Annotated in this window: 20 protein-coding genes; 17 read left to right on the forward strand and 3 right to left on the reverse strand. The window is 54.0% G+C overall.

Annotation, left to right across the window (positions count from 1 at the left end; genetic code table 11):
• Positions 1 to 71: 71 nt before the first annotated feature.
• From E0F26_RS05635 to E0F26_RS05690, 12 genes are all read left to right on the forward strand, one after another.
• Positions 72 to 845 carry a kinetochore Spc7 family protein gene (locus tag E0F26_RS05635; RefSeq protein WP_279243069.1) on the forward strand — a complete coding sequence of 258 codons (774 nt, stop codon included), beginning with the start codon at positions 72 to 74 and terminating at the stop codon, positions 843 to 845.
• A 22-nt stretch (positions 846 to 867) separates the two neighbouring features.
• The gene (locus tag E0F26_RS05640; protein WP_279243070.1) at positions 868 to 2385 is read left to right on the forward strand and encodes a fumarate hydratase; all 1518 of its coding nucleotides are present in this window, start codon (positions 868 to 870) and stop codon (positions 2383 to 2385) included.
• A 36-nt stretch (positions 2386 to 2421) separates the two neighbouring features.
• The gene (sbcB, locus tag E0F26_RS05645; RefSeq protein ID WP_279243071.1) at positions 2422 to 3885 is read left to right on the forward strand and encodes an exodeoxyribonuclease I; all 1464 of its coding nucleotides are present in this window, start codon (positions 2422 to 2424) and stop codon (positions 3883 to 3885) included.
• Between the two features lie 93 nt (positions 3886 to 3978).
• Positions 3979 to 4992 (forward strand): aspartate carbamoyltransferase, encoded by a 1014-nt coding sequence (locus E0F26_RS05650; RefSeq protein ID WP_279243072.1) that lies wholly within the window; start codon positions 3979 to 3981, stop codon positions 4990 to 4992.
• Positions 4989 to 5615, forward strand: coding sequence for an NUDIX domain-containing protein (locus tag E0F26_RS05655; RefSeq protein WP_279243073.1), 627 nt, complete (start codon positions 4989 to 4991; stop codon positions 5613 to 5615). Before E0F26_RS05650 ends, E0F26_RS05655 begins: the two co-directional genes overlap by 4 nt.
• Positions 5612 to 7204 carry a murein biosynthesis integral membrane protein MurJ gene (gene murJ, locus E0F26_RS05660; RefSeq protein WP_279243074.1) on the forward strand — a complete coding sequence of 531 codons (1593 nt, stop codon included), beginning with the start codon at positions 5612 to 5614 and terminating at the stop codon, positions 7202 to 7204. Before E0F26_RS05655 ends, murJ begins: the two co-directional genes overlap by 4 nt.
• Before the next feature lie 62 nt (positions 7205 to 7266).
• A complete protein-coding gene (gene ribF / locus E0F26_RS05665) occupies positions 7267 to 8211 on the forward strand; it encodes a bifunctional riboflavin kinase/FAD synthetase (RefSeq protein WP_279243075.1) in 945 nt (314 codons plus the stop codon).
• Between the two features lie 20 nt (positions 8212 to 8231).
• A complete protein-coding gene (gene ileS / locus E0F26_RS05670; RefSeq protein WP_279243076.1) occupies positions 8232 to 11033 on the forward strand; it encodes an isoleucine--tRNA ligase in 2802 nt (933 codons plus the stop codon).
• Positions 11034 to 11082: 49 nt separating this feature from the next.
• A complete protein-coding gene (lspA, locus tag E0F26_RS05675; protein WP_279243196.1) occupies positions 11083 to 11571 on the forward strand; it encodes a signal peptidase II in 489 nt (162 codons plus the stop codon).
• Positions 11568 to 12020, forward strand: coding sequence for an FKBP-type peptidyl-prolyl cis-trans isomerase (locus E0F26_RS05680; protein ID WP_279243077.1), 453 nt, complete (start codon positions 11568 to 11570; stop codon positions 12018 to 12020). Before lspA ends, E0F26_RS05680 begins: the two co-directional genes overlap by 4 nt.
• Positions 12020 to 12973, forward strand: coding sequence for a 4-hydroxy-3-methylbut-2-enyl diphosphate reductase (ispH, locus tag E0F26_RS05685; RefSeq protein WP_279243078.1), 954 nt, complete (start codon positions 12020 to 12022; stop codon positions 12971 to 12973). Before E0F26_RS05680 ends, ispH begins: the two co-directional genes overlap by 1 nt.
• Before the next feature lie 102 nt (positions 12974 to 13075).
• Entirely contained in the window at positions 13076 to 13603 is a 528-nt protein-coding gene (locus tag E0F26_RS05690) for a pilus assembly FimT family protein (RefSeq protein ID WP_279243079.1), read from the forward strand.
• Here the strand turns inward: E0F26_RS05690 and E0F26_RS05695 are convergent.
• Complete coding sequence (locus E0F26_RS05695) at positions 13600 to 14991, reverse strand: sigma-54-dependent transcriptional regulator (RefSeq protein ID WP_279243080.1); 1392 nt, start codon at positions 14989 to 14991, stop codon at positions 13600 to 13602. The genes E0F26_RS05690 and E0F26_RS05695 overlap by 4 nt on opposite strands.
• A complete protein-coding gene (locus tag E0F26_RS05700; RefSeq protein ID WP_279243081.1) occupies positions 14988 to 16592 on the reverse strand; it encodes a sensor histidine kinase in 1605 nt (534 codons plus the stop codon). Before E0F26_RS05700 ends, E0F26_RS05695 begins: the two co-directional genes overlap by 4 nt.
• A 102-nt stretch (positions 16593 to 16694) precedes the next feature.
• On the opposite strand from E0F26_RS05700, the gene E0F26_RS05705 reads away from it, so the two are divergent.
• The gene (locus E0F26_RS05705) at positions 16695 to 18314 is read left to right on the forward strand and encodes an NAD+ synthase (RefSeq protein ID WP_279243082.1); all 1620 of its coding nucleotides are present in this window, start codon (positions 16695 to 16697) and stop codon (positions 18312 to 18314) included.
• A gap of 49 nt (positions 18315 to 18363) precedes the next feature.
• Here the strand turns inward: E0F26_RS05705 and E0F26_RS05710 are convergent, their stop codons facing one another.
• Positions 18364 to 19272 carry an outer membrane protein assembly factor BamD gene (locus tag E0F26_RS05710; protein ID WP_320416196.1) on the reverse strand — a complete coding sequence of 303 codons (909 nt, stop codon included), beginning with the start codon at positions 19270 to 19272 and terminating at the stop codon, positions 18364 to 18366.
• A 91-nt stretch (positions 19273 to 19363) separates the two neighbouring features.
• Here E0F26_RS05710 and rluD point away from each other — a divergent pair, with 91 nt between their 5' ends.
• The 4 genes from rluD (at position 19364) to E0F26_RS05730 (ending at position 24537) form a co-directional block, all read left to right on the forward strand.
• Entirely contained in the window at positions 19364 to 20335 is a 972-nt protein-coding gene (rluD, locus tag E0F26_RS05715; RefSeq protein ID WP_279243084.1) for a 23S rRNA pseudouridine(1911/1915/1917) synthase RluD, read from the forward strand.
• Positions 20325 to 21080: a peptidoglycan editing factor PgeF gene (pgeF, locus tag E0F26_RS05720; RefSeq protein WP_279243085.1), complete on the forward strand. Its 756-nt coding sequence runs from the start codon at positions 20325 to 20327 to the stop codon at positions 21078 to 21080. Before rluD ends, pgeF begins: the two co-directional genes overlap by 11 nt.
• 132 nt (positions 21081 to 21212) lie before the next feature.
• Entirely contained in the window at positions 21213 to 23834 is a 2622-nt protein-coding gene (gene clpB / locus E0F26_RS05725; RefSeq protein ID WP_279243086.1) for an ATP-dependent chaperone ClpB, read from the forward strand.
• 283 nt (positions 23835 to 24117) lie between these two features.
• On the forward strand, positions 24118 to 24537 hold the full coding sequence (locus E0F26_RS05730) for a type IV pilin protein (protein WP_279243087.1): 420 nt from the start codon (positions 24118 to 24120) through the stop codon (positions 24535 to 24537).
• The last annotated feature ends 14 nt before the right edge of the window (positions 24538 to 24551 follow it).

Below are 24551 nucleotides of genomic sequence, written 5' to 3' on the forward strand. Positions count from 1 at the left end.
TTGTGCCCGAATAATCGCCACGAACCCCGGTTGGTCGCGGTATACTGATGCTTCTAGGGGGGAGGAGTGACATGGCCCAAGATGAGCTAACCGAAATTCCATCATTTGCGGCTCGGCGAGATGAAGCCGTAGACAGCGCGCCGCGCAACGCGATACCGAGTCGAGGCCGTGAAACCGTGGGGATGTCGAGTGCGGGTAAATTTGCGCTGGCGTTTTCGTTTATCGCGGTTTGTTTTCTGTCGGCTTATGCCTGGTATAGCCATCAACTCATTACTGAATTGACGGTCGATCAAGCGCGGACAGGGAAGCAGGTGCAAGGTCTTGAAAATTTACTGACAGATACAGACGAAACGGTCACCAAATCGGCGGCCGCCATGGGTGCCCAGCTCAACTTACTCGATACTGAGGTGCGCAAACTTTGGGATGCACGAAAGATCTCTAACAGAAAGCTTTCTGATCTGGAAAAGACTGATAAATCAGCCGCCAAAACCGTACAGACACTCCAAGACAACGGTTTCCGGCAGAAAAAGACCTTAGATGCCCTCACAGCCGACCTTAAGGCTCTACAGACACTCTCTGCCGATATTGAGCGTCTAGCGGGGTCCGCTCGGCAAATACAGAGCGATGTTGAGCGGCTCGCGGACAACGTCAACCGATCGAAGTTAGAGCGTGCGGCGCTAGGGAAGCGCGTTGGAGCGAATGAAGAGTGGGTCGCTTCGATAAATAATTTCCGGAAGCAAGTGAACACGAACGTTAACCAACTTAGGGCGGATATTCGCGCGTTATCCGCAAAAGTTGATGCGATAGGTGCGGCGCCGGCGGTAGTGACGCCCGCGGTTCAGTAATACGAGTTTAAAGAGGTAATGCATGACGGTAATTCAAGACCGCGACGTTGTTGAAAGTGTAGCCGACGCACTTCAGTTCATCTCCTACTACCATCCACAGGATTTTGTGCAGGCGGTGCACCGAGCCTATGAAATGGAGCAAAGTCAGGCTGCAAAGGATGCGCTAGCTCAGATTTTGATTAACAGCCGAATGTGCGCAATGGGTAAGCGACCCATCTGCCAGGACACCGGTATTGTGACGGTGTTTGTCGACATCGGTATGGCGGTTCGCTGGGAAACGTCACAACCGCTGGAGGACCTGATCAATGAAGGCGTCCGACGCGCTTATTTGCACCCAGATAATAAGCTTCGTGCATCGATTCTTGATGACCCTGCCGGTGCACGAAAAAACACTAAGGACAACACGCCCGCCGTTATTCATACCCGCATGGTCGCAGGCAATACCGTCGATTTTCGCGTTGCAGCGAAAGGTGGTGGATCCGAGAACAAATCAAAGCTTGCCATGTTGAACCCGTCTGACAGCATCGTCGATTGGGTTGTAAAGACAGTGCCCACTATGGGAGCTGGGTGGTGCCCTCCCGGCATGCTCGGTATCGGAATTGGTGGTACGGCTGAAAAGGCCATGGTGATGGCGAAAGAGTCTCTGATGGATCCCGTTGATATTCACGAACTTCGTGAGCGTGGTGCGTCAAGCAAAGCCGAAGAACTTCGCATTGAGATTATGGATGCCGTCAACAAGTTGGGGATTGGTGCGCAAGGTTTAGGCGGGCTCACCACAGTGCTCGATGTGAAAATCATGGATTACCCCACACACGCGGCGTCGCTACCTGTGGCAATGATCCCGAATTGCGCTGCAACGCGTCACGCCCACTTCGAGCTTAATGGTGAGGGACCGGTTTATCAGGAAGCACCGAGTTTAGAGGCATGGCCGGAGGTAACTTGGGAGCCGGGTGAGTCAGTACGGCGGGTTGATCTGGATACTGTGACCCAAGCGGAAACACTGACTTGGCAGCCCGGCGATACGCTGTTGCTATCGGGCACGATGTATACCGGTCGAGATGCCGCCCACAAGCGCATGACGCAGATGATTGCCGACGGGGAGGAGCTCCCGGTTAACTTGCAGGGCAAGTTTATTTACTACGTCGGCCCGGTGGATCCTGTGGGTGACGAGGTGGTGGGTCCTGCAGGCCCTACAACATCGACACGAATGGATAAATTCACCGACAACATTCTCGAACATACGTGCCTATTAGGCATGATCGGTAAGGCTGAGCGGGGACCCGTTGCCATCGAAGCGATTCGCAAGCACAAAGCGGTTTATCTCATGGCCGTTGGGGGCGCTGCTTATTTGGTCTCAAAAGCCATTACGAACGCGGAGGTTGTCGCGTTTGAAGATCTCGGCATGGAAGCAATTTACGCGTTTACCGTAAAAGATATGCCAGTAAGCGTAGCGGTGGATGCTCAAGGTGAGTCGGTTCACATTACCGGACCCAAGGTGTGGCAAGCAGCTATTGAAGAGCAGGCGATTGAGCTGTTCTAGAGGCTGTTTAGTCGCTGCGAGAGCGGAGGACTGACCTTGCCGGTCGAGACGCTTTATTGGCACGATTATGAAACTTCGGGTGCGTCACCGGCGCATGACCGGCCCTGGCAGTTTGCCGGGGTCAGGACCACGCTAGATCTTGAAGTGATTGGCGAGCCTCTGACGGTCTATGCCAAGCCCTCTCTCGACGTGATTCCCCACCCTACAGCCATCAGGGTGACGGGAATCTCGCCCTACGAATGCGAAGCCAAGGGATTAACTGAGCAGGGTTTTATTGCCCGTATTCATGATGAATTATCTCAGCCTGGTACCTGTGGCGTTGGCTACAATTCCTTGCGGTTCGACGATGAGGTTACGCGCTTTAGCCTGTGGCGAAATTTTTACGACCCCTACGCTCGTGAGTACAGCAGAGGTAATAGCCGCTGGGATCTTATCGATGTCGCGCGCGCTTTCTATGCTTTACGCCCCGATAGCCTCCAATGGCCCACTCACGATGATGGCTCTCCAAGCTTTAAGCTTGAGGACTTAACCACCGCTAATGGCTTGGAGCATGGCGCGGCGCACGATGCCATGTCGGATGTGACGGCGACACTGGCATTGGCGCGGGCATTGAGATTGGCGGACACCCCCTTGTTTGAGCGCCTTCTGGGCCAGCGCTTCAAAGCGAGGACCGAGGCGATGGTGGATACACAGCGTATGACACCGCTGCTACATATATCGGGGCTTTTTGGTACCGATCGTCATTGTCTTGGAGTCATTGTCCCGTTAGCTATTCATCCCGAATACAAGTCCGACGTGATTTGCGCTGATATTACGCGCGAGCCGAAATTCCTTGATATGTCAGTTGAGGAGGTCAAGGTGCGCTTGTTTGCGAAAAAGGAAGATTTGCCGTCTCCCAATGACCGCCCTAGCTTGATGACCATTAAGGTCAATCGAGCACCCGTACTGCTGCCTATGTCGGAGATTAACGCTGAGGATGCTAAGCGTCTGGGACTTGATGGGGATCGTTTGCGCGATCGCTTGAGTCAAGTGCGAGTCGCGCGGCAGGAGCGTGGACAAGCCTTTATCACCCAATGCCAAGACATTTACCGCTCGGCATCAAAGCCTGTAGATACCAATCCAGATACGGCGTTGTACGGCAGCTTCGTCCCCAATGCGGATAAGCGCTTAATGCAAGAGGTGCGAGATGCCTCACCCGCAGAGCTGCGCGATAGACGCTTTGCATTTGTCGACTCGCGGTTGCCCGATCTCTTATTTCGCTACCGAGCCCGAAATTGGCCAGAGATACTCGACAATGAGGAGCAATCAGCGTGGCGGGAGCACTGTAAGGTGCAATGGGAAACCAGTGATCACCTCAATTTGTCTGTGTTTCACTCGGCCCTTGAGGTGGAAGAGCGCACCGAGGGCTTGAGCGCAAAGCAGCAAAGCGCACTCAAGGATTTACGGCGCTGGGTGTCCGAGAATGCCAAAGTTTTAGGTGTTAACGCGGCATCGGTTTAAACTACGCTCCCAAGAGCGTACGCGTCCTATGTTGAGCGTTGCGCTACGTCATGTGCCTGATATGCGCAAACCGATGCGCTTGGAGAACGTGCTGTGAAATTTGCCGGCCATCACATTTTGGGGATCAGCCAGTTCGACCGCGGTCATGTAGACCGCATCTTTGAGGTGGCGGATCGCATGAGGCCTTACGCTCGACGCGAGCGAAAAACCTCAGTACTTGAGGGCGCCATTCTCGGTTCTATGTTCTTTGAGCCATCGACGCGGACGCGAATCAGTTTTGGCAGTGCGTTTAATCTACTCGGCGGTCATGTGAGAGAGACCACGGGTTTTGAAAGCACGGCCATCGCCAAAGGCGAGTCGTTGTACGACACAGCACGGGTTCTTAGCGGGTATTCCGATGCAATCGTTATGCGCCACCCCACCGAGGGTTCGGTAAGTGAATTTGCTACGGCCAGCCGTGTGCCGGTCATAAACGGGGGGGATGGTGCTAACGAACACCCCAGTCAAGCGTTATTGGACCTTTTCACCATTCGCAGTGAACTAGCCGATCGAGGAAGAGGTATCGACGGGCTTCGAATCGCTATGGTGGGTGACCTTCGGTTTGGCCGGACGGTCCATTCGTTGTCGCGTCTCCTCACCCGTTTTAGCAACGTGCGCGTGAGTCTCGTTTCACCATCGGAACTTCGCATGCCCGAGGCGTTAGTCGAAGAAATGCGAGAAAGGGGTGTCGATGTTGTGGAGACTGATCAACTTGAGGTCGGCATTGCTAATGTCGACATTGTCTATTCAACGCGGATTCAAGAGGAACGTTTTGCCTCACAGGCTGATGCTGATCTCTATCGTGGGCGATTCCGACTGAACCAGAGTATTTATACAGCGCTTTGCGAGCCAAATACGGTCATCATGCATCCGCTGCCCCGAGACTCGCGCGTGGGTGCACAAGAGCTCGATGAGGATCTGAACGACGATCCCAACCTGGCCATTTTTAGGCAGTCTGACAACGGAGTTTTGGTCAGAATGGCGCTCTTCGCGCTGATCCTCGATGTAGCAGACCAAGTCGATGATTACTCAAAGCCTGTTAATTGGAGCACGGAGCGCCGATTTTGAGCGAGCTGTCCCTCGCCTACGGTGCCGATGATGCACAGGTGATCACGCAAGACACGGTATTTCAGGGGTACTTCCGGATGGACGCACTCACACTGCGTCATAAGCGATTTGACGGCAGTTGGACCAGCGGCATCCGCAGAGAGCTGTTTCAACGCGGTGATGCAGTGGCGGTGCTCCCCTGGGATGTTGAAGCAGACCGCGTCATCCTGATTGAGCAGTTTCGACCCGGTGCCATTCGAGGGGCTGAATCTCCCTGGATGCTTGAGGCGATTGCAGGCGTTGTTGAAGCGGGCGAGACAGACGAGGCGGTTGCGCACCGCGAAGCATCAGAAGAGGCGGGGTGTACCATGGATGCACTAATGCCCATTGTCTCCTACTACCCAAGTCCGGGTGCCTGCACCGAACAAATACGGCTTTTCATTGGACGTCTTACCGAAGCCGCAATTGGCGAAGTGCGAGGCGTTGAAACCGAGCATGAGGACATTTTGGTGCACTCGGTTGCGCGTGAGGACGCTATTGCATTGCTCGATGCCGGTAAGATCAACAATGGACTCACCCTCATCGCCCTGCATTGGCTGGCACGCCATGGCGATCGTTTGCGCTCGGAGTGGCGTCCCTCATGACTGAGGTGAGCGAGGTGGCTCCGGTTAAGAAGCGCGGTTTACTGGGCTCAAGTTTTGTCGTGAGCATGGGCACATTGTTGTCGCGTGTGCTTGGGCTGGTGCGTGATGTTGTCTTCGCCAATTTACTCGGTGCGGCGCCCAACGCAGACGCCTTTTTTGTTGCCTTTAAAATACCGAATTTTCTCCGGCGCTTATTCGCAGAAGGCGCATTCTCGCAGGCCTTTGTGCCCGTGCTCACCCAAGTGAAAGAGACGGGAACTCACGCCGAGGTAAAGGCGCTGATTGACCGCGTGGCGGGGGTGCTTGGCGGTTCGCTATTCGTGCTAACGGCGTTTGCCATGCTGATGGCACCCTGGGTGGCGCTCATTTTTGCTCCCGGTTTTAGCCGCGATGTGGCGAAACTTGCGCTGACGGCGGACCTTATCGTCTGGACCTTCCCCTATTTACTACTCATCAGCCTAACGGGTTTCTGTGGGGCTATTCTCAATACGTACGGGCGCTTCGCTGTGCCCGCGTATACGCCTGTATTACTCAACCTGTCACTTATTTCAGCGGCTATCTTTTGGGCGCCCACTATGCCTGAGCCTGCCCTCGGTTTGGCGATGGGCGTTGCGCTGGCAGGTGTCATTCAGCTGCTCTTTCAGCTGCCCTCTTTACACACCTTGAAACTGACGCCTCGGCCCGTTTGGGATACACGTGATAAAGGCGTTCGAAAAATTTTGGCACTGATGGTCCCGGCGCTCTTTGGTGTCTCAGTCAGTCAAATCAATTTGTTGTTCGATACGGTGCTTGCGAGCTTATTGCCCGATGGCAGTGTCGCGTGGCTGTACTACTCCGACCGGCTGACGGAGCTGCCCCTAGGTGTATTTGCGATTGCCATTGCAACCGTGATTTTGCCGACTTTATCGGCGCTCAATACACGAGCTGATCCAGACGCCTTCTCTCAAACATTGGTATGGGCGATTCGAAATGTTCTGCTGATAGCAGTGCCTGCTACCGCGGCCTTGTGGCTCCTTGCCGAGCCGATTTTAGCGACCCTATTTCAGTACGGTGCGTTCTCTGAAAGCGATGTCACCATGGCTGCAGCAAGCCTCCGCGCTTACACCATTGGCTTGGGGGCGTTTATGCTCATCAAGGTTTTGGCCCCGGGCTATTACGCGCGTCAGGATATGAAAACACCTGTGAAGATCGGCATCATCGCGATGGTGAGTAATATGGTGCTGAACGTGGTCTTTGTCTTCCCGCTGATGTGGTATTTCGACATGGGCCATGTGGGGCTCGCACTCGCAACAAGCGTATCGGCTTGGCTTAATGCGGGGCTCTTGTTTATGGGACTTCGACGCGGTGGTGTTTCGCTATCGGGTTTATTCGCCGGTAAGTATGCGCTGCGTTTATTGCTATCCGTCATGGTGATGGCAGCTGTGTTGGCATACGCGACGCCCAGTGTTCAAGAGTGGCTCGCGGCGGATGTCTGGTGGCGTGTGTCTCACATCCTCGGATTGGTTACGGCAGGAATGGGCGCGTTTGTCGTCTTGCTTGCCGTTCTCGGTACGCGGCTTCAGGAGATTCGGGATCCCGGCTACCACTGAGCCGGAGATTGTCGGGCCGCGCTTCTGTATACTGCGCATACTTTGTAGATCGTCTGATAAACATGAACCTCATACGCGGATTGCACAACCTGTCTGATTTGAGCCTCTCAGAGAGCGCAGTCACGATTGGCGCCTTTGATGGTGTTCATCGAGGGCATCAGGAGGTATTGGGACATCTCAAGCGCGAAGCGAATGCCCGAAAATTGACGACGACGGTTATAACGTTTGAACCCCTGCCCGGAGAGTTCCTTTTTCCCGATCGGGCGCCGCCTCGATTAATGACGTTTAGGGAGAAATTCACAGCGCTTGCGGAGCAGGGCATCGATAATTTGCTTTGTCTGCGCTTTAACAACCCGTTAAGAGCCATGAGCCCTCGAGCCTTTGTGGAAGATATTTTTGTGAAGGGACTCAATGCGCGCTACATCGCCTTTGGAGATGACTTTCGCTTTGGCAAAGATCGTGCGGGTGATCTTGCTTTCACTGAGTCGCTTGGTGCTGAGTTCGGTTACGAGGTGGTTCCCACATCCACCTTCGATTTCGCGGGGGAGCGAGTAAGCAGTACACGTATCCGCGCTTCATTGGTCGACGCAGATTTCGTTCAAGCGGCGGATTTATTGGGTAAACCCTTCAAACTTTCGGGAAAAGTACTCAAAGGCAAGCAGTTAGGGCGAACTATTGGCTCGCCAACCGCCAATATTGCGCTCAAGCGTGTAAAGTCGCCGCTGCATGGTGTTTACGCTGTAAGGGTGTCAGGGGGCGGATTGACCGAGGCGCCCGGTGTGGCAAATGTCGGCGTTCGACCCACTGTTAACGATGGCATGCTCGCCAACCTTGAGGTTCATCTGCTTAATTTTAACGGTGATCTCTATGGTGAACGTTTAGACGTGGAGTTTATGACAAAGCTCCGGGATGAGAAGAAATTTGACTCGTTGGATGCATTGAAGACGGCCATCGCGGCTGACCAGCAGGCTGCTAGGCAGTGGCATGCATCGCATCCTGTGACATAAAAAGAGAAGACAGTTCAAAAATGACTGACTACAAAACTACATTAAACCTGCCACAAACAGCGTTTCCCATGAAGGCTAACCTGACCCAACGTGAGCCACAGCGGCTCAAGCAATGGGAGGGCATGGGGCTCTATCAGAAAATGCGCGCAGCTGGCGCGGGCAAGCCAACGTTTATTCTTCATGATGGCCCTCCCTATGCGAACGGGGAGCTGCACGTTGGCCACGCCGTTAACAAGATTCTCAAAGATATAATTACCAAGTCGAAAACCCTGTCGGGTTTTGATGCGCCGTATATTCCGGGATGGGATTGTCACGGTCTTCCGATTGAGCTCAATGTTGAAAAGAAGGTGGGTAAGCCGGGACATAAAGTTACCGCTGCCGAGTTTCGTCAAAAGTGTCGTGACTATGCGGCGAAACAAGTCGATAACCAGCGTGAAGATTTTAAGCGCATGGGGGTTGTGGGCGACTGGGACGAGCCTTATCTGACAATGAATTTTAAGTTCGAGGCGAACATTGTTCGAACGCTCGGCAAGATCATTGAAAACGGGCATCTACAGCAAGGTGCTAAGCCTGTTCATTGGTGCTTGGACTGTGGGTCTGCGCTTGCGGAAGCGGAGGTTGAATACCAAGATAAAGTCTCCTCGGCGGTGGATGTAGCGTTTCCTTTCGCCGATTCTAAACAAGCCGCCGCGCTGATCGGTGACACGGGACTCGATGAGTTATCAGTGGCCATATGGACGACAACACCTTGGACGCTTGTGGCGAACCGCGGTGTCAGTCTTGCTGCAGATCTTGATTACGTTGTGCTGAATGTGGGTGGTCGAGGCGTTTTAGTGGCCGAGGCGCTAGCTGAGCAATGCGCTGCGCGTTTTGGTGTCGATGAGGTGGATATCCGTGCCACTGTAAAAGGCGAGGTGCTTGATCGTATTTTGGTGGTGCCGCCTTTTTCTAACGAGCCCGTACCGATTATGCTGGGCGATCACGTCACCACAGATGCGGGTACTGGCTGCGTGCATACGGCACCGGCGCACGGTCTTGAAGATTTTCAGATAGGCAAGACTTATGACCTCGAGGTCTATAACCCCGTCGGTGGAAACGGTGTTTATTTGCCAGGCACACCGGTTTTCGAAGGCAAACATATTTTTAAAGCGAACGATGAGATCGTGGCGGAGCTAGAGGCGCGTAATGTGCTTCTGTGCCACAAGCCGTTTACGCATTCCTACCCTCATTGCTGGCGCCATAAAACACCGATTATTTTCCGGGCGACACCACAGTGGTTCATCTCGATGGAGCGTCAGGGACTACTCGAGGAGGCCAAGAAGGCGGTTGATGTCGTAACGTGGATACCCGATTGGGGACGCGCACGTATCGACGCTATGTTGGAGAGCCGGCCTGACTGGTGTGTCTCGCGTCAGCGCACGTGGGGCGCGCCGATTCCACTGTTCGTCAATAAAGTTGATGGATCTCTGCACCCCAATAGCGTATCGCTCATCGAGGATGTGGCCGTGCGCATTGAATCCAGAGGGGTGGATGCGTGGTTTGATCTCGAGCCAGTTGAATTGCTGGGTGATGACGCTGAGCAGTACTACAAGATTACCGACACGCTTGATGTATGGTTTGACTCCGGCGTCACGCACGCCTGCGTTTTACGCGATCGAGACGGTCTGTCCTCCCCAGCAGACTTATATTTAGAGGGGTCGGATCAGCATCGAGGCTGGTTTCAGTCATCCTTGCTTACAGGTATCGGTGCCTTTAACGAGTCGCCCTACCGTCAGGTATTGACGCACGGGTTTACGGTGGACGGTGAAGGTCGAAAGATGTCTAAGTCGATCGGCAATATCATCCCCGCTAAAAAAGCGATGAACGATATGGGAGCGGATATCTTGCGCCTATGGGTGTCGTCCGCTGATTACCGAAATGAAATCGCTGCAAGCGATGAGATTTTCAAGCGTACGTCCGATACGTATCGACGGATCCGAAACACTGCGCGTTTTCTACTGGCAAATTTGGCAGGCTTTGAACCGGCCACTGACTTGGTGGATAGCACCGAACTCCTTCCGCTTGACCGTTGGATCGTTTCAAAGACACGAGACTTGCAGGCCGAGCTGATCGAGGCTTACGACACCTATCAGTTCCATCACGTGTATCACAAAGTTCATAACTTCTGCAGCGGTGAGCTCGGTGGTTTTTACCTGGACGTGATTAAGGATCGGCAGTACACCACACAGACCAACTCGGTGGCGCGACGATCTTGTCAGACCGCGCTGTATCACATGGCGGAGGCGATAAGCCGGTGGATTGCCCCTGTCCTTAGCTTCACAGCGGAAGAAATTTGGGAAAACTTACCAGGCGAGCGGGCAGAGTCGGTATTCTTGTCTGAGTGGTATGACTTACCCTCGATGGACGCCGACGACGAGATGGGCGATGCCTTCTGGACGACCTGTCTAGCGGTGCGACAAGACGTTAACAAAGCCATGGAAGCTGAGCGTGCGGCTGGCAATATTCGCGGCTCGCTCGATGCAAGCGTTGCGCTGTATGTCTCGGACGAGCTTATGTCAGCGCTTGCAGCCCTTGGCGATGAGCTGAGGTTTGTCCTGATTACATCGGGTGCCACGCTCTTGTCTCTAGGGGATGCTCCTGAGGAGGCATTGGCCGGTGACGTTCAAGGACTAAAGGTCGTTGTCGGCGCAAGTGACGCGGCAAAGTGTGAGCGCTGTTGGCACCGACGGGATGACGTAGGTGCGCACGCTGAGCACCCAACACTGTGCGGACGCTGCGTCTCAAATGTCGCAGGTGATGGCGAGACACGGCACTATGCCTAAGGACGCGCTGGCGGCTAATACCCAGGCAAATGGATCCTCCTCGGTTTGGATGAGAGCACTCGCCAACCCTTGGATTGGATTCTTGCTGGCTGTGATAGTGATTGGTCTTGATCAGTACACTAAGGCGTTGGCAACGGCGCAGCTGGCGTATCGTGTGCCGGTTGAGGTCACTTCTTGGTTTGATCTCATGCTTGCTCACAACACGGGCGCCGCCTTCAGTTTTTTGGCGAGCGCCGGCGGATGGCAGCGCTGGTTTCTAACGGCAGTCGCTGTTGCCGTGAGTGTTGTTGTCGTCATTTGGCTGACGCGACTCAAGCAGTCTGAGCGGATGTTAGGTGTTGCCCTAGGGTTGGTACTGGGCGGCGGTGTTGGGAATCTTATCGATCGCGTGAGTCTTGGTTACGTCGTTGATTTCATTTCATGGCACTACAACGATTGGTACTGGCCAGCATTTAATATTGCAGACGCCGCCATATGTCTCGGTGCGGTGTTGCTGGTGTGGGATAGCTTCTTTGGCGAGACGAGTAAGCAAGTATGACGAGCGATCTTCAAGTCACCGAAAATACAAAAGTATCGTTGAATTTCTCAATAACGCTCGACACGGGTGAGGTGGTCGATGGTAATTTTGACCGCGAGCCCGCCAGTTTCGTCATGGGCGACGGCTCCCTACTGCCTGGCTTTGAGGCCTGCTTAGTTGGTATGAAAGCCGGCGAGGAGGGCGCTTTCACGATCCTGCCGGAACAGGGGTTCGGTGAGCCTCAAGAGGCGAACTATCAAGACATACCGCGTCATACGTTTAGCAGCGACTCAGAACTCGAAGTTGGCATGGTATTTAGCTTCGCCGATGCAGCGGGTGGCGAGGTCCCAGGTGTTGTTGACTCTTTCGACGAAGATACAGTCCGTGTTAACTTCAACCACCCACTCGCGGGACGCACCCTCAGGTTTGAGGTGAAAATCGACCGCGTGGAACCAGCGGAGTTGCACTGATGACAGTGATGCTTGCCAACCCGCGCGGATTTTGTGCTGGTGTCGACCGTGCTATCGACATCGTTAATCGCGCGCTTGAGGTCTTCGGACAGCCCATATACGTTCGTCACGAAGTGGTGCACAACAAAACAGTCGTGGACGATTTGCGTAATCGCGGTGCGGTGTTTGTAGAGGAGCTCGATGAGGTTCCCGATGACGCGATAGTGATTTTCAGCGCTCACGGCGTCTCAAAAGCGGTCCAAGATGAAGCAGCGACCCGCGGCTTGCAGGTGTTCGATGCAACCTGCCCATTGGTAACGAAAGTGCATGTTGAGGTGACGGCGTTTAGCCGCTCGGGCAAAGAGTGCATTCTTATTGGGCACGAGGGGCACCCCGAGGTTGAGGGCACAATGGGCCAATACAACAGCGCTAACGGCGGAAAAATGTACCTTGTCGAAGACGAGGAACAGGCCTCAAACCTTGTAGTGCGAGACCCAGATAATTTGTCGTACGTCACGCAAACGACACTTTCAGTCGATGATACGGCGAAGGTAATCGAGGCGCTGAGAGTGCGATTTCCCAATATTCAGGGGCCGCGCAAAGACGATATTTGCTATGCCACGCAAAACCGTCAGGATGCGGTGAGAGCCTTGGCAGAGAAAGCGAATGTTGTTCTCGTGGTCGGCTCGCCCAATAGTTCAAATTCAAATCGCTTGAAAGAGCTCGCGGAACGTTGTGGCGCGAGCGCCTACCTCATTGATTCTGCGGACATGATAGAGCCAGAATGGGTATCCGAGGGAGATACGGTGGGTGTCACCGCTGGCGCCTCTGCCCCAGAACATTTGGTTGAAGGCGTGATCTCTTGGCTTAAAAACCAGGGTCATACGAATGTTGAGTCCCTCGATGGTCAGCCAGAGAATATTACGTTTTCGCTCCCGAAAGAGCTGCGCATACCGACCACGGAGATAAGCTGACGATCAGCTCTTTTCTGGCCATTTTTCTGTCAGCTTGTTCGTAAAACACCTTGTCTAACCACGGATCTGTATCGTTCTTGCCGCGGCTCTACCGTCACAAGGATGAAGGCTAGAGCGTATCGATCCGGATTTACTGTCGTGGAGTGCCTCATCACGCTTGCGGTACTTAGTATTCTGCAGGCGCTTGCGTTGCCCTCACTTAGCTTCCTTCGCGATCGAGCGCTGCAACTTCATACCGTCGACCAGTTGGAAACAGCCGTTGCAGCCGCACGGCATTTCTCGGTCAACAACGGGACGACCGTAACCCTCTGTGGATGGTCCGGGCCTCCGGGTTCCGTCGCGTTGCAAGCCACTGACTTTCCGCGCTGCGGTGAAGACTATGCGAAGGGTGTCAGTATTTGGGTTCTCGAGACGTTCGGCTGGCGCTTATACCGGGTATGGGAGTGGGAGCAACGCACCGTCACCAATCGCTCGGGAAGCCGCTTGGTAAGCGAGCATGTCGTTTTTTCGGAAAGGGGACTCGCCCATCGGAATATGACGTGGTCAACCTGTGCAAACGGCGCGAATTTATCGTTGGTGCTCAACCGCGTGGGTCGGCCTAGTAGACGAATGGGCTGGGGCAGTTGTTAGTCTTCGAGCCCTAATTTTTTGAGACGATAGCGCAGGCTTCTAAAGCTAACCCCCAGCGCCTTAGCGGCCGCTGTTTTATTCCAGCGATATTCGGTCATGGCATTTTGCAGAATCATTCTCTCGATCGAATCCATATGGCCCTCAAGGTCACCGCCGACAGCCGCAAGCGTTGTGACGTCTTGCGTGACGGTTGCCTCCAGAGCAAAGTCCAGATCGTGGCTTTGCGGATGTTGCGAAGCAACGATGGTGCTTGAGGAGCCTATTATCTCGAGGTCGTCGATCTGGATAACCTCGCCCTCTGCTAGGGCTGCGGCTCGCGCTAATACGTTCTCAAGTTGGCGCACGTTTCCAGGAAAGTCTGCGTGGCTTAGATGCGATAGCGCAGAGGGTGAAAGCCGTTTTACTGGCTCAGCATTCTCCTCGGCTATTTTTTCGAGAAGGTACGACGTGAGATCTGGAATATCGTCTCGGCGCTCTTTGAGGGCGGGTACCGCAATGTCAATGACATTGATCCGATAAAAAAGATCGTCTCTAAAGCGCCCGGCTGCTACCTCTTGATTTAGCTGTTTGTGGGTCGCACTGATGAGTCTTACGTCAATACCAATCTCGGTTTCGCTGCCCACCGGACGAACGGCTTTTTCTTGCAGGACGCGAAGAAGCTTTACTTGGGTGGCAAGAGGTAGGTCTGCCACCTCGTCAAGGAGCAGCGTGCCGCCCTCTGCCGCCTTAAAAAGCCCTTGTTTGTCGTGCATCGCACCTGTGAAAGATCCTTTTAAGTGACCAAAGAGCTCACTTTCAACCAACTCTGGCGGGATAGCACCGCAATTGACTGCGATAAAGGGACCGTCCTGACGAGAGCTCGATTGATGAATGAGTCGGGCAACAACTTCTTTACCTGCACCGGATTCGCCATGGACATGAATCGGAGCCTGACTCCGCGCAACTTTCGCGATTTTCCCTCTCAATCGCTCTGTTGCCGGCGAGGGCCCAATAAGGTCACGCACGTTGCGAGCGCCGTCCGTTCGCTTCAAATTGAGTGCGTGCCCAACCAATTCACGCAGTTTGTCCAGCGCTACCGGTTTCGAGACAAAATCAAAGGCGCCGAGTTTTAGTGCGTCGATGGCCGCTTCAACACTACCGTGAGCGGTAATCACCGCTACGGGAAGCTCTCTCTCCATTTGCTGCACATGCTCCACGAGCTGAAGGCCGTTGCCGTCGGGAAGTCGCATGTCGGTGAGGCATAGATCGGGCTCATGGTGCGCAAGCAGCTGCAGAGCCTCGGTGAGTGACTTTGCGCTCAACGTATTGAGGTTCATTCGCGCAAGCGCGATCTCCAGCAAGTGAAGAATATCGGGCTCATCATCGACTAAAAGTACTGTTTGATTCACTGCGCATCCCTTGACTGCATTCGCAGGCTTAGCCGGAAGCTACTTCGGCCATCATGCGTACGACGATAACTAATTTCCGCGCCATTACTCTCGCAAAGCTCTTTGCATAAATAAAGACCCAACCCTGTTCCGTCAGGGCGCGTGGTGAAGAAGGGCTCGAACAAACGCGCCTGCGCACTATCGGGTACACCGTCACCGTTGTCGATAACATCGATAAAGCATAGGCGTTGCACGACACTTTGCCCGATATGCAAATCCACCGCACGCTGACCTGTTGCTGACGCGCTGTGTCGTAATCCGTTGTCGATGAGATTATCCAGTACGCGTTTCAGTTGACTCTTATCGATTGAGATTGGCCACGTACAACCGCCAGTGACTGTGAGAGACGCTTCTTCTGAACTTGCTTCTTTGAATTCGTGCACAACCCCCAGAATCCAGTCATTGACGTCAACTTGCGTTAGGTTTGGAGGAACGCGTCGTGATAGTTCGAGCACATTACTGACAGTGTCGTTCATGCGTTGGGTGTTGCGGACAACAATATTTGCCAGTTCGCGATCGCCATCACTCATGTTTTCGTTTTCTGCGAGTAACTGAACGGCATTGCTGACCGCGGCAAGCGGATTACGAATTTCGTGCGCAATGCTGCCGGTAAGTCTGCCCAAGGAGTTCAGTTTGAGAGATTGGGCAAACTGAGTCATGGGTGTGTAATCGTCGATGAACAAAAGGGCGTCGCCCTCTCTACCACTCTCAAGTGTCGTGAAGCGCGGCAGTAGTGTCCGGTGCCCTCCGTCGGGTTTGAAAGGCGACGGCATTAATGTATCGCCATTGCGCCACTCGTCGAGCGCCATGGCCAGCTGCGAGTCCACCAATTTCGCGGGTCGCTCGCTATTTGATTCCAGCATGAGCAAGTCTTTTGCCGCAGAGTTGACGGGCTTTAGGCTGTCTTTGGGTGTGACAAGCAAAATGCCAGTTTGCATATGTTCAACGATTTGATCATTAAACAATTTGAGGCGACGTGCTTGGCTGGAGGCCACCTCTGCACGTTGCGCGGCCTGCACTAAAGTGGCCGCGGCAAGCTGGCCCAACCATCCAACCAGAAAGACAAGGACGCCTCGGAGCCCCGCATACAAAAGACCCCCTGTTTCCGAGCCGCCGCGTGAAATGATAAACAGCGTATCGGCCAGCATGGCTAGGACCGTTAGCGCCGCAACGAGCGTTGCGAGCTGTCGACTAACCAGTAACATGCTTGCCGCCGCAACGGTGACGAGATACAACGTGGTAAATCCGCTGGTGAGCGATGTGGTGGGGTCCGCAACGAGCGTTGTGGCTAACACGTCGATCATCATTACGCCGAAAATGCCGCTTTCAGTCGTAAACTTTGAGGGTGAACCCAACAGCGCGATAATGAGGCTGCTGATAATGAAAATGCTGGCGCCGATCATCTGGAGTGCACTATCGTCCGATAACAGTCCAGATCCTGTGTCAGCGAGAGTAAGTGCGAATAAAACCGATCCGATTACTAGCCGGTAAACGTTGTAAACAGCGAAGACCTGAGTGCGGTCGATGGTATTTTTGTCGCCCAGAGATGTGCCGTCAGACATCGTTAGATCGTTTGCTTTATCATTGTTCCTGCACTATAGCAGTGCGCACGATGGCAGTAACAGTACCGCGAGTAATCAACTCGTGATGAGGAGAAACAGCGCATGAAAGTTGTCATGGGACAGCTCAATACTTGGGTAGGAGACCTGCAGGGCAATACTGACAAGGTGATTAAGACCGCTTTGGCAGTAGAGCAGCAGGAAGAGCCCATCATGCTCGTTTTTCCAGAGCTCACGCTAACGGGTTATCCGCCCGAAGACTTATTGATGCGAGAGAGCCTGCATGACCAGATCGAGGTCGCCTTGCAACGCTTAGCATCTGAGCTGCCCCCTGAGCTCTACGTGGTCGTCGGGTATCCGCGTCGCGCGGGCGAGCAGTTGTTTAATGCGGCGGGGGTTATCCACGGCGGTGACCTTGTTGGTGAGTACTTCAAGCAGCGTCTCCCAAATTATCAAGTCTTCGACGAGAAGCGGTATTTTGCTGAAGGCGTAAGAGCCTGTGTCGTGGATGTGGCAGGTATCAAAGTTGGCATCACCATTTGCGAGGATATTTGGCACAAGGAGCCGGCGGATGCGGCTGCAAACTTAGGTGCTGAGTTTCTAATCAACCTAAACGCAAGTCCGTTTCACCGGGGTAAGCACAAGGAGCGTTGGCAGGTACTCGCTCAACGCGCCACGGAGCAGAATATTCCAATGGTGTACGTCAACCAGGTAGGCGGACAAGACGAGCTGGTATTTGACGGTGGATCTTTTGCGGTTAATGCCAACGGCGAGCTTGCGATGGTGGCGCCCGATTTCGAGGAGGGGACATATGAACTGTCTGTTTCGCGAACTGTCCGTGGTGTCGAAATCGACCAGGGCGTAGCGGCCTCCGCACTGTCAGACACAGCCGCTGTGTGGCAGGCATTGGTCCTAGGTGTTCGTGATTATGTTGAAAAAAATGGCTTTCCAGGCGTTGTTCTGGGGCTCTCAGGTGGCATTGACTCAGCGGTGACCCTCGCGGTGGCGGTAGATGCGCTGGGTGCTGATCGCGTGCAAGCTGTGATGATGCCCTTTAAGTACACGGCAGATATGAGCGTCGAAGATGCGGGTGAGCAAGCCGCGACGATGGGGGTTGAGTACGATGTTATCTCGATCGAGCGTATCTACGAGATGTTCATGTCGGGGTTATCAGAGCAGTTCGAGGGCACGAAGGCCGATACAACTGAGGAGAATCTTCAGGCGCGTTGTCGGGGTGTGCTCCTGATGTCGATTTCAAACAAAAAGCATCGTCTTGTGCTCACCACGGGTAACAAGAGCGAGTTGGCGGTGGGCTATTCCACATTGTACGGTGATATGGCCGGTGGCTTTGATGCCCTGAAAGACTGTCCAAAGATGCTTGTGTACGCGTTGGCGCGTTACCGCAACACACTGAGTTATTGCATCCCCCAACGAGTGATTGATCGACCACCTTCAGCTGAGCTGGCGCCGGATCAGACGGATCAAGACAATCTTCCACCCTATGACGAACTCGATGAAATTATTGAGCGCTACGTGGAAGGTGACGAGAGCGTTGAGCAAATTGTTGCGGCCGGCTTTGCTGAGTCCGATGTCAGGCGTGTGGTGAGATTAATCGATCTAAACGAGTACAAACGGCGACAAGCGCCTGTTGGAGTCCGCATCACAACTCGCGGCTTTGGACGAGATCGGCGCTATCCCATTTCGTGGGCGTGGCGCAAGAGCTAGCATGACGGCAGAGACGGGGAAGGCATAGTGCCCGCCGCGCTGATGTTGCCTAAGACTCGAAGCCCGGTCGGTAATCGAATTGTGGTGCCTTCGGCGGATCGAGTAGGCCAAATGTTGCTTCGTTGAGCCAAGATCGCTCGAAGCCCTCGATGTCATACCCGCCTTTAAAGTTGCACTCTGCATCCATGTTGGGGTGCTCTGGGTAGTTAGCACAGAGGACGCGGACTGAATCTTTAGCAAGCTCGCTCATTTCCAGCAGAATATAGGCTTGGGCCATAACGGCCAGGCCATCTGCAACGGCCGTTGTCTCCTGCATATTCTCAACAACGTTCTGGCCTCGCTTGAGGGCGGCCATGTACGCGCCACGCTTGAAATAATAGTTCGCCACATGAATTTCGTGGCGCGCGAGCATGTTACGGATATAAACCATCCGCGCCCGCGCGTCCTGTGCATAGCGACTGTTGGGATATCGAGTCAGTAGCTGGGTGAATTCGTCAAAAGCTTCACGGACGCCACTGACATCACGTTTTGAATCGTCGCTAGGAATGAGCGAGGAAAAGAAGTTCTCGTTCATGTCGTAGGCTGAGACGCCTTTCATGTAATACGCGTAGTCTACGCTTGGGTGTTGAGGGTGAAGACGGATAAAGCGGTCGGCTGCCTCGATGGCGGCTTCACTCTGGTAGGCGCCATGATGGGCATAAATCAGCTCGAGCTGCGCTTGTTCTGCATACTTGCCAAACGGGTATCGACTTTCCAGCTGCTGTAATGCGCTAATCGCCAGGTCAAAATTCGACGTGTCCAAGAATCGTTGGGCACGGCGATACATTTGTTGCTCACCGGAGTTGAGATCAACTTCCAGTTCGTCGTCACTCTCAAATAGCGCACAACCCGATAACCCAAAACTCAATATGAGTAGGGTAATGAGCCATTTGCCCCCAAAATTTACAGGCTTAGTCACTGCTGTTGCTTCCATCTGATAGCATCACACCTTCACATTCTAACCCGCGGTTCCGCTTTGATCACAGCTCTCATTTCATTTGGTAGAAAAGATGTCGACGATTGATCCCAACAGCAACATCTTGACTGCCCAGGTGCCTATCCAGCAGCACGGCATGCGATTGGACCAAGCTGCTGTCGAATTGTTCCCGGACTATTCTCGAAATCGTCTCGCCACCTGGATAAAGGAGGGTCGATTAACGCTGGACGGAAAGCAGGTTAAGCCGAGGGAGAAGGCTCTCGCAGGCGCTTTGCTTCGACTCGAGGTGGATGACGAACCCGCTGTCGATTGGCAGCCGCAGGAGATGCCACTCGACGTGTTGTATGAGGACGAGCATATCCTCGTCATTAATAAACCGATGGGTGTGGTGGTACATCCGGCCGCCGGTCATGCCGACGGCACGCTGGTGAATGCGCTGCTTGCTTATGCACCCGAACTCGACGCTCTGCCACGCGGCGGTATTGTCCATCGCCTAGATAAAGAAACCTCGGGCATCATGTTTGTTGCGCGATCGCCGCTGGCGCACAAATCTTTGGTGGCTCAGTTATCCGAGAGGTCAGTATCACGAACGTATTGCGCGGTTTGTACGGGTGCGCTCACCGGCGGAGGTAAAATCGATGCCCCGATCGATCGACACCCGAGTGCTCGAACTAAAATGGCCGTGGTGGCCGATGGTAAGCCGGCTGTAACGCATTACCGCATCGCACATCGCTTCAAGCATTACACGCAGCTGCAGGTGAATTTGGAAACGGGACGAACTCACCAGATTCGCGTGCACATGGCGCATCGAAAATGGCCGCTGATAGGCGATCCGGTATACGGCGGTCGGCAGCGGGTTCCGGCCGGAGCATCCGAGCTACTGATTACGACATTGCGTAATTTCCCAAGACAGGCGCTCCACGCGCAGGCGTTGGAGTTTGAGCATCCGGCGACGGGCGATTGGATGGAGTTCGAGACCGATCTCCCGGACGATCTGATGAATCTCCTTGAGGTATTGGACAGCGAGGATCGCTTTGGCAGCTGACCAAAAGGTATCGACATGGCTTGAGCCCGATCTTGGCGTGCCTGGTGTGCGCGTGGTAAGTACCCGTCGCCAAGGAGGGGTAAGTACCGGCCGCTATGCCGGACTTAATTTGGGCGATCATGTTGGTGACGACATAGAATGTGTCGAGAGTAATAGGGCTCTGCTTGATGCCTATCTGCCTCCTGAGCGCGCCGTAACCTGGCTAGCGCAGGTCCACGGCACTCGAGTTCTCTATGCACCGACCGATTATGTTCAAGGTGTACAGGCCGACGCCATCTGGACTGATACGGAAACCTTTGCCTGCACCATCATGACAGCTGACTGCTTGCCAATCGTGCTTGCTGACCGCAAAGGGCGCTGTATTGCGGCGATACACGGAGGCTGGCGTGGTCTAGCGAATCATATTCTTCGCCAAACAGTCGAAGCGTTGCCAGTGCCTGCGAGTGAATTGATTGCCTGGCTAGGACCTGCCATTGGACCAACTGCGTTTGAGGTCGGCGGTGATGTATTGGCAGCATTTTATCTTGCTGAGACCGACGCCGCGGTCAGCCGCATTTCAGGGGTCGATGATAAATACCTTTTAGATCTCAACATGATAGCGAGGCGTCAGCTTTTATCGCTGGGACTCGATGCTCAGCACGTCACCGGTGGAGACATCTGTACATTTTCGGATTCGAGTGATTTCTATTCGTATCGCCGCGATGGCGTCACAGGTCGGATGGCAACCGTTATTTATTTTGACTAGTGCGCTCGCTTCTCGGCAAACCGCAAGGTCTTGAAAAATAACCTTACAAATCCCATGTCTATTGCTAAGAAGGAACAAAGGCACCGAAGCGGTGCTTTTTTGAGCTCAATAAGAGCTTGTTAGGAGACAGACATGCGAATGGATAAACTGACGAATCCGCTGCAGCAGGCGCTCGGTGACGCGCAGTCACTGGCCGTCGGCCGCGATCATTCGATGATCGAGCCGGCGCACCTATTAAGTGCATTGATTAACCAGTCAGGCAGCGCAATATTGCCGTTGCTGCAAAAAGCCGGTGCAAATATTTCAGTGCTGCACGCAGGCGTAGACAAAGCGCTGTCAAAGGTGGCAAAGCTTGCCGATAGCACCGGTGATGTTCAGGGCTCACAGGCTTTGGGACGGTTACTTAATCGAGCGGATAAGCTGTCACAGGAGCGCGGAGATGCCTACATTTCCAGTGATGTCGTCTTACTGGCAATGGCCGAGAAAAACTCTGCGCTCTCTGCCCTAATCAGGGATGCTGGTCTGACCGAGGCCTCGCTTAAAAAAGCGATCGATGACGTTCGCGGGGGTGAGGCCGTCCAATCAGCCGATGCCGAGGAGCAGCGTCAAGCTCTGGAGAAATACACGGTTGATCTAACAGCGCGCGCCGAAGCCGGAGAGCTCGACCCCGTTATTGGGCGCGATGACGAGATTCGTCGAACGATTCAAGTACTTCAGCGACGAACAAAAAATAATCCGGTTTTAATCGGTGAGCCTGGCGTTGGGAAGACAGCGATTATCGAGGGACTGGCGCAGCGCGTAGTAAATGGTGAGGTGCCCGAAGGGCTCAAAGGTAAGCGGATCTTGGCCTTGGATCTCGGGTCGCTTCTCGCCGGTGCCAAATTCCGCGGTGATTTTGAGGAGCGCTTGAAAGCGGTGCTCAATGAGCTTAGTAAGGAAGACGGACGTGTGATTCTGTTCGTCGATGAGCTCCACACCATGGTGGGGGCGGGTAAGTCTGAAGGTTCTATGGATGCGGGGAACATGCTCAAGCCTGCCCTTGCTCGGGGCGAATTGCACTGCGTGGGCGCGACGACGCTTGATGAGTATCGGCAATACGTTGAAAAGGACGCCGCGCTTGAGCGCCGGTTCCAGCGCGTACTGGTAGATGAGCCCAACGAGGAAGATACGATTGCGATTCTTCGCGGCTTGAAGGAGCGCTACGAAGTGCACCACAGCGTCGCCATTACTGACAGCGCGATTATTGCAGCGGCGCGCTTGAGCCAGCGTTACATCACCGATCGGCAGCTCCCAGATAAAGCGATTGACCTGATTGACGAGGCGGCGAGTCGAATAAGAATGGAAATCGACTCCAAGCCCGAGTCAATGGACAAGTTAGAACGACGTCTTATTCAGCTCAAAATTGAGCGTGAGGCGGTAAAAAAAGACACTACAGAGGCAGCGACTAAACAAGTTGAGCTGCTGGATGAGCAGATAGACCTTGTACAACGCGAATTTGCCGACCTCGAAGAAGTATGGACGGCGGAGAAGGCCGTGGTCCAAGGGTCCGCTCAGATCAAGAGCGATATTGAGCAGGCGAAACAAGAGCTCGAAGCGGCGCACCGTAACGGCGACTTGGCACGTATGTCAGAGATTCAATACGGTGTGATTCCTGAGCTTGAGAAGCGATTAGAGGCCGCCGAGGGCGCTGATATGCCAGAGCCTACCCTGTTGAAGTCGCGGGTAACCGAAGATGAGGTGGCCGGTGTCGTCTCGCGTTGGACGGGCATTCCCGTATCGAAAATGCTGGAGGGGGACCGCAGTCGTCTGCTTCGTATGGAGGCATCGCTCAAGGAGAGAGTGGTGGGTCAGGATGAGGCAGTAACGGTTGTTGCAAACGCGGTAAGGCGCTCGCGAGCCGGGCTCTCTGATCCCAAGCGCCCCAACGGTTCTTTTTTGTTCTTAGGGCCGACAGGGGTTGGAAAAACCGAGCTTTGCAAGGCACTTGCGGAGTTCTTGTTTGATTCTGAGCAATCCATGGTGCGTATCGATATGTCGGAGTTCATGGAAAAACACTCAGTCGCTCGTTTGATTGGCGCGCCTCCGGGGTACGTCGGTTATGAAGAGGGAGGGTACCTTACCGAGGCCGTGCGCCGTCGACCCTACTCGGTGCTGCTGCTGGACGAAATTGAAAAGGCGCATCCTGATGTGTTCAATATTTTATTGCAGGTATTAGACGATGGGCGTCTCACAGATGGTCAGGGCCGCACGGTGGATTTTCGCAACACGGTCATTGTCATGACCTCAAATTTAGGCTCCGACATTATTCAAGATATGGCGGACGATGATTACGACGAAATGAAGCGTGAGGTCATGGGTGCGGTAGCAGAGAATTTCCGTCCCGAGTTCATTAACCGTATTGACGAGTCTGTGGTCTTCCATCCGTTGGGCGCAGACAACATACGCGCAATTGCCAAGATACAACTTGCAGGGCTTGCTGAGCGACTTGAGGAACGCGAGCTGACACTCGAAATTTCGGATGCGGTATTCGAGCAGCTGTCTCGCGTTGGGTTCGATCCGGTGTTTGGTGCGCGGCCCTTGAAGCGCGCTATTCAACAATTGGTTGAAAATCCATTGGCTCAGGCGATTCTCGAAGGGCAATTCAACCCTGGTGACAGAGTTTACGCGGCGCTCGATGGGTCATCGCTTAAGTTCGCTCGCGAGGCAGTACGCGATCGAGCACCCGAAGCGCCGGCAACAAAGAGTTTGCATTAACTCAAAGGGACGTCCGCCCCCAGGCCTGTTGTGACAGGCCTTTTTATAGGGGCTCTCCTTGCGATGCCCTTCGCACAGCCCTTCGCACAGCCCTTCGCAATGCCCTTCGTAATGCCGTGAGTGATGCCCATTGCGATGTCGACTTCTCTTGCAGTGCAACTAAGCGTCGCGCGACTCGAGGGCATCAAAAAAAACCAGGTACTGACACAAGCAACCTCAGATGTCTGAGTTATTGAAAAAGTGCGGATCATGAGACCCGTGCTTCTTTGAAAGGAAAGGGTGGGTGCCGCAACAGGTTAAGTCGGGTGGAACGCTGAAAGAGGCCCGATCCAAAAGTGGTTTTAGCTTAATCGAACTCGCGGTCGTTCTCGCCATCATAGGAATTCTTGCGTCGATCAGCTATCCCAGCTACCTGCATCAGGTGGCACGCTCAACAATGACTGAAGGACGGCTTTATCTCGAGGTTTTAGCGGCGCTACAGGCGCAGTCGCGATTAGAGAACGGAAGGTTTTTGCTACTTGAAGACCTCCTCGACAAAGCATCGCCCTCTAGCCGTATGGCCAAATCATTTGAGGTGTCACAAACACTCAGTCCGGATTTTCTCCGTTTCCGAATCTTGCTTGTGCCTAAAGCCGGTAAGGACCTGCTAGGTCCAATGACGCTGGATAACTGGGGCCAGTTTCACAGCGATTACGCGTGGTAGAGGCGTTTTGGGCA

This window comes from Candidatus Paraluminiphilus aquimaris (genome assembly GCF_026230195.1).
Taxonomy (GTDB): Bacteria; Pseudomonadota; Gammaproteobacteria; order Pseudomonadales; family Halieaceae; genus Luminiphilus; species Luminiphilus aquimaris.

What these genes read in the sequence shown, in the direction of transcription:
- E0F26_RS05635 (WP_279243069.1), top strand. Translation starts at nt 72, where the DNA reads ATGGCCCAAGATGAGCTAACCGAAATTCCATCATTTGCGGCTCGGCGA.
- E0F26_RS05640 (WP_279243070.1), top strand. Translation starts at nt 868, where the DNA reads ATGACGGTAATTCAAGACCGCGACGTTGTTGAAAGTGTAGCCGACGCA.
- murJ (WP_279243074.1), top strand. Translation starts at nt 5,612, where the DNA reads ATGACTGAGGTGAGCGAGGTGGCTCCGGTTAAGAAGCGCGGTTTACTG.
- ribF (WP_279243075.1), top strand. Translation starts at nt 7,267, where the DNA reads ATGAACCTCATACGCGGATTGCACAACCTGTCTGATTTGAGCCTCTCA.
- ileS (WP_279243076.1), top strand. Translation starts at nt 8,232, where the DNA reads ATGACTGACTACAAAACTACATTAAACCTGCCACAAACAGCGTTTCCC.
- lspA (WP_279243196.1), top strand. Translation starts at nt 11,083, where the DNA reads ATGAGAGCACTCGCCAACCCTTGGATTGGATTCTTGCTGGCTGTGATA.
- E0F26_RS05680 (WP_279243077.1), top strand. Translation starts at nt 11,568, where the DNA reads ATGACGAGCGATCTTCAAGTCACCGAAAATACAAAAGTATCGTTGAAT.
- ispH (WP_279243078.1), top strand. Translation starts at nt 12,020, where the DNA reads ATGACAGTGATGCTTGCCAACCCGCGCGGATTTTGTGCTGGTGTCGAC.
- E0F26_RS05690 (WP_279243079.1), top strand. Translation starts at nt 13,076, where the DNA reads ATGAAGGCTAGAGCGTATCGATCCGGATTTACTGTCGTGGAGTGCCTC.
- E0F26_RS05700 (WP_279243081.1), bottom strand. Translation starts at nt 16,592, where the DNA reads ATGTCTGACGGCACATCTCTGGGCGACAAAAATACCATCGACCGCACT.
- E0F26_RS05705 (WP_279243082.1), top strand. Translation starts at nt 16,695, where the DNA reads ATGAAAGTTGTCATGGGACAGCTCAATACTTGGGTAGGAGACCTGCAG.
- rluD (WP_279243084.1), top strand. Translation starts at nt 19,364, where the DNA reads ATGTCGACGATTGATCCCAACAGCAACATCTTGACTGCCCAGGTGCCT.
- clpB (WP_279243086.1), top strand. Translation starts at nt 21,213, where the DNA reads ATGCGAATGGATAAACTGACGAATCCGCTGCAGCAGGCGCTCGGTGAC.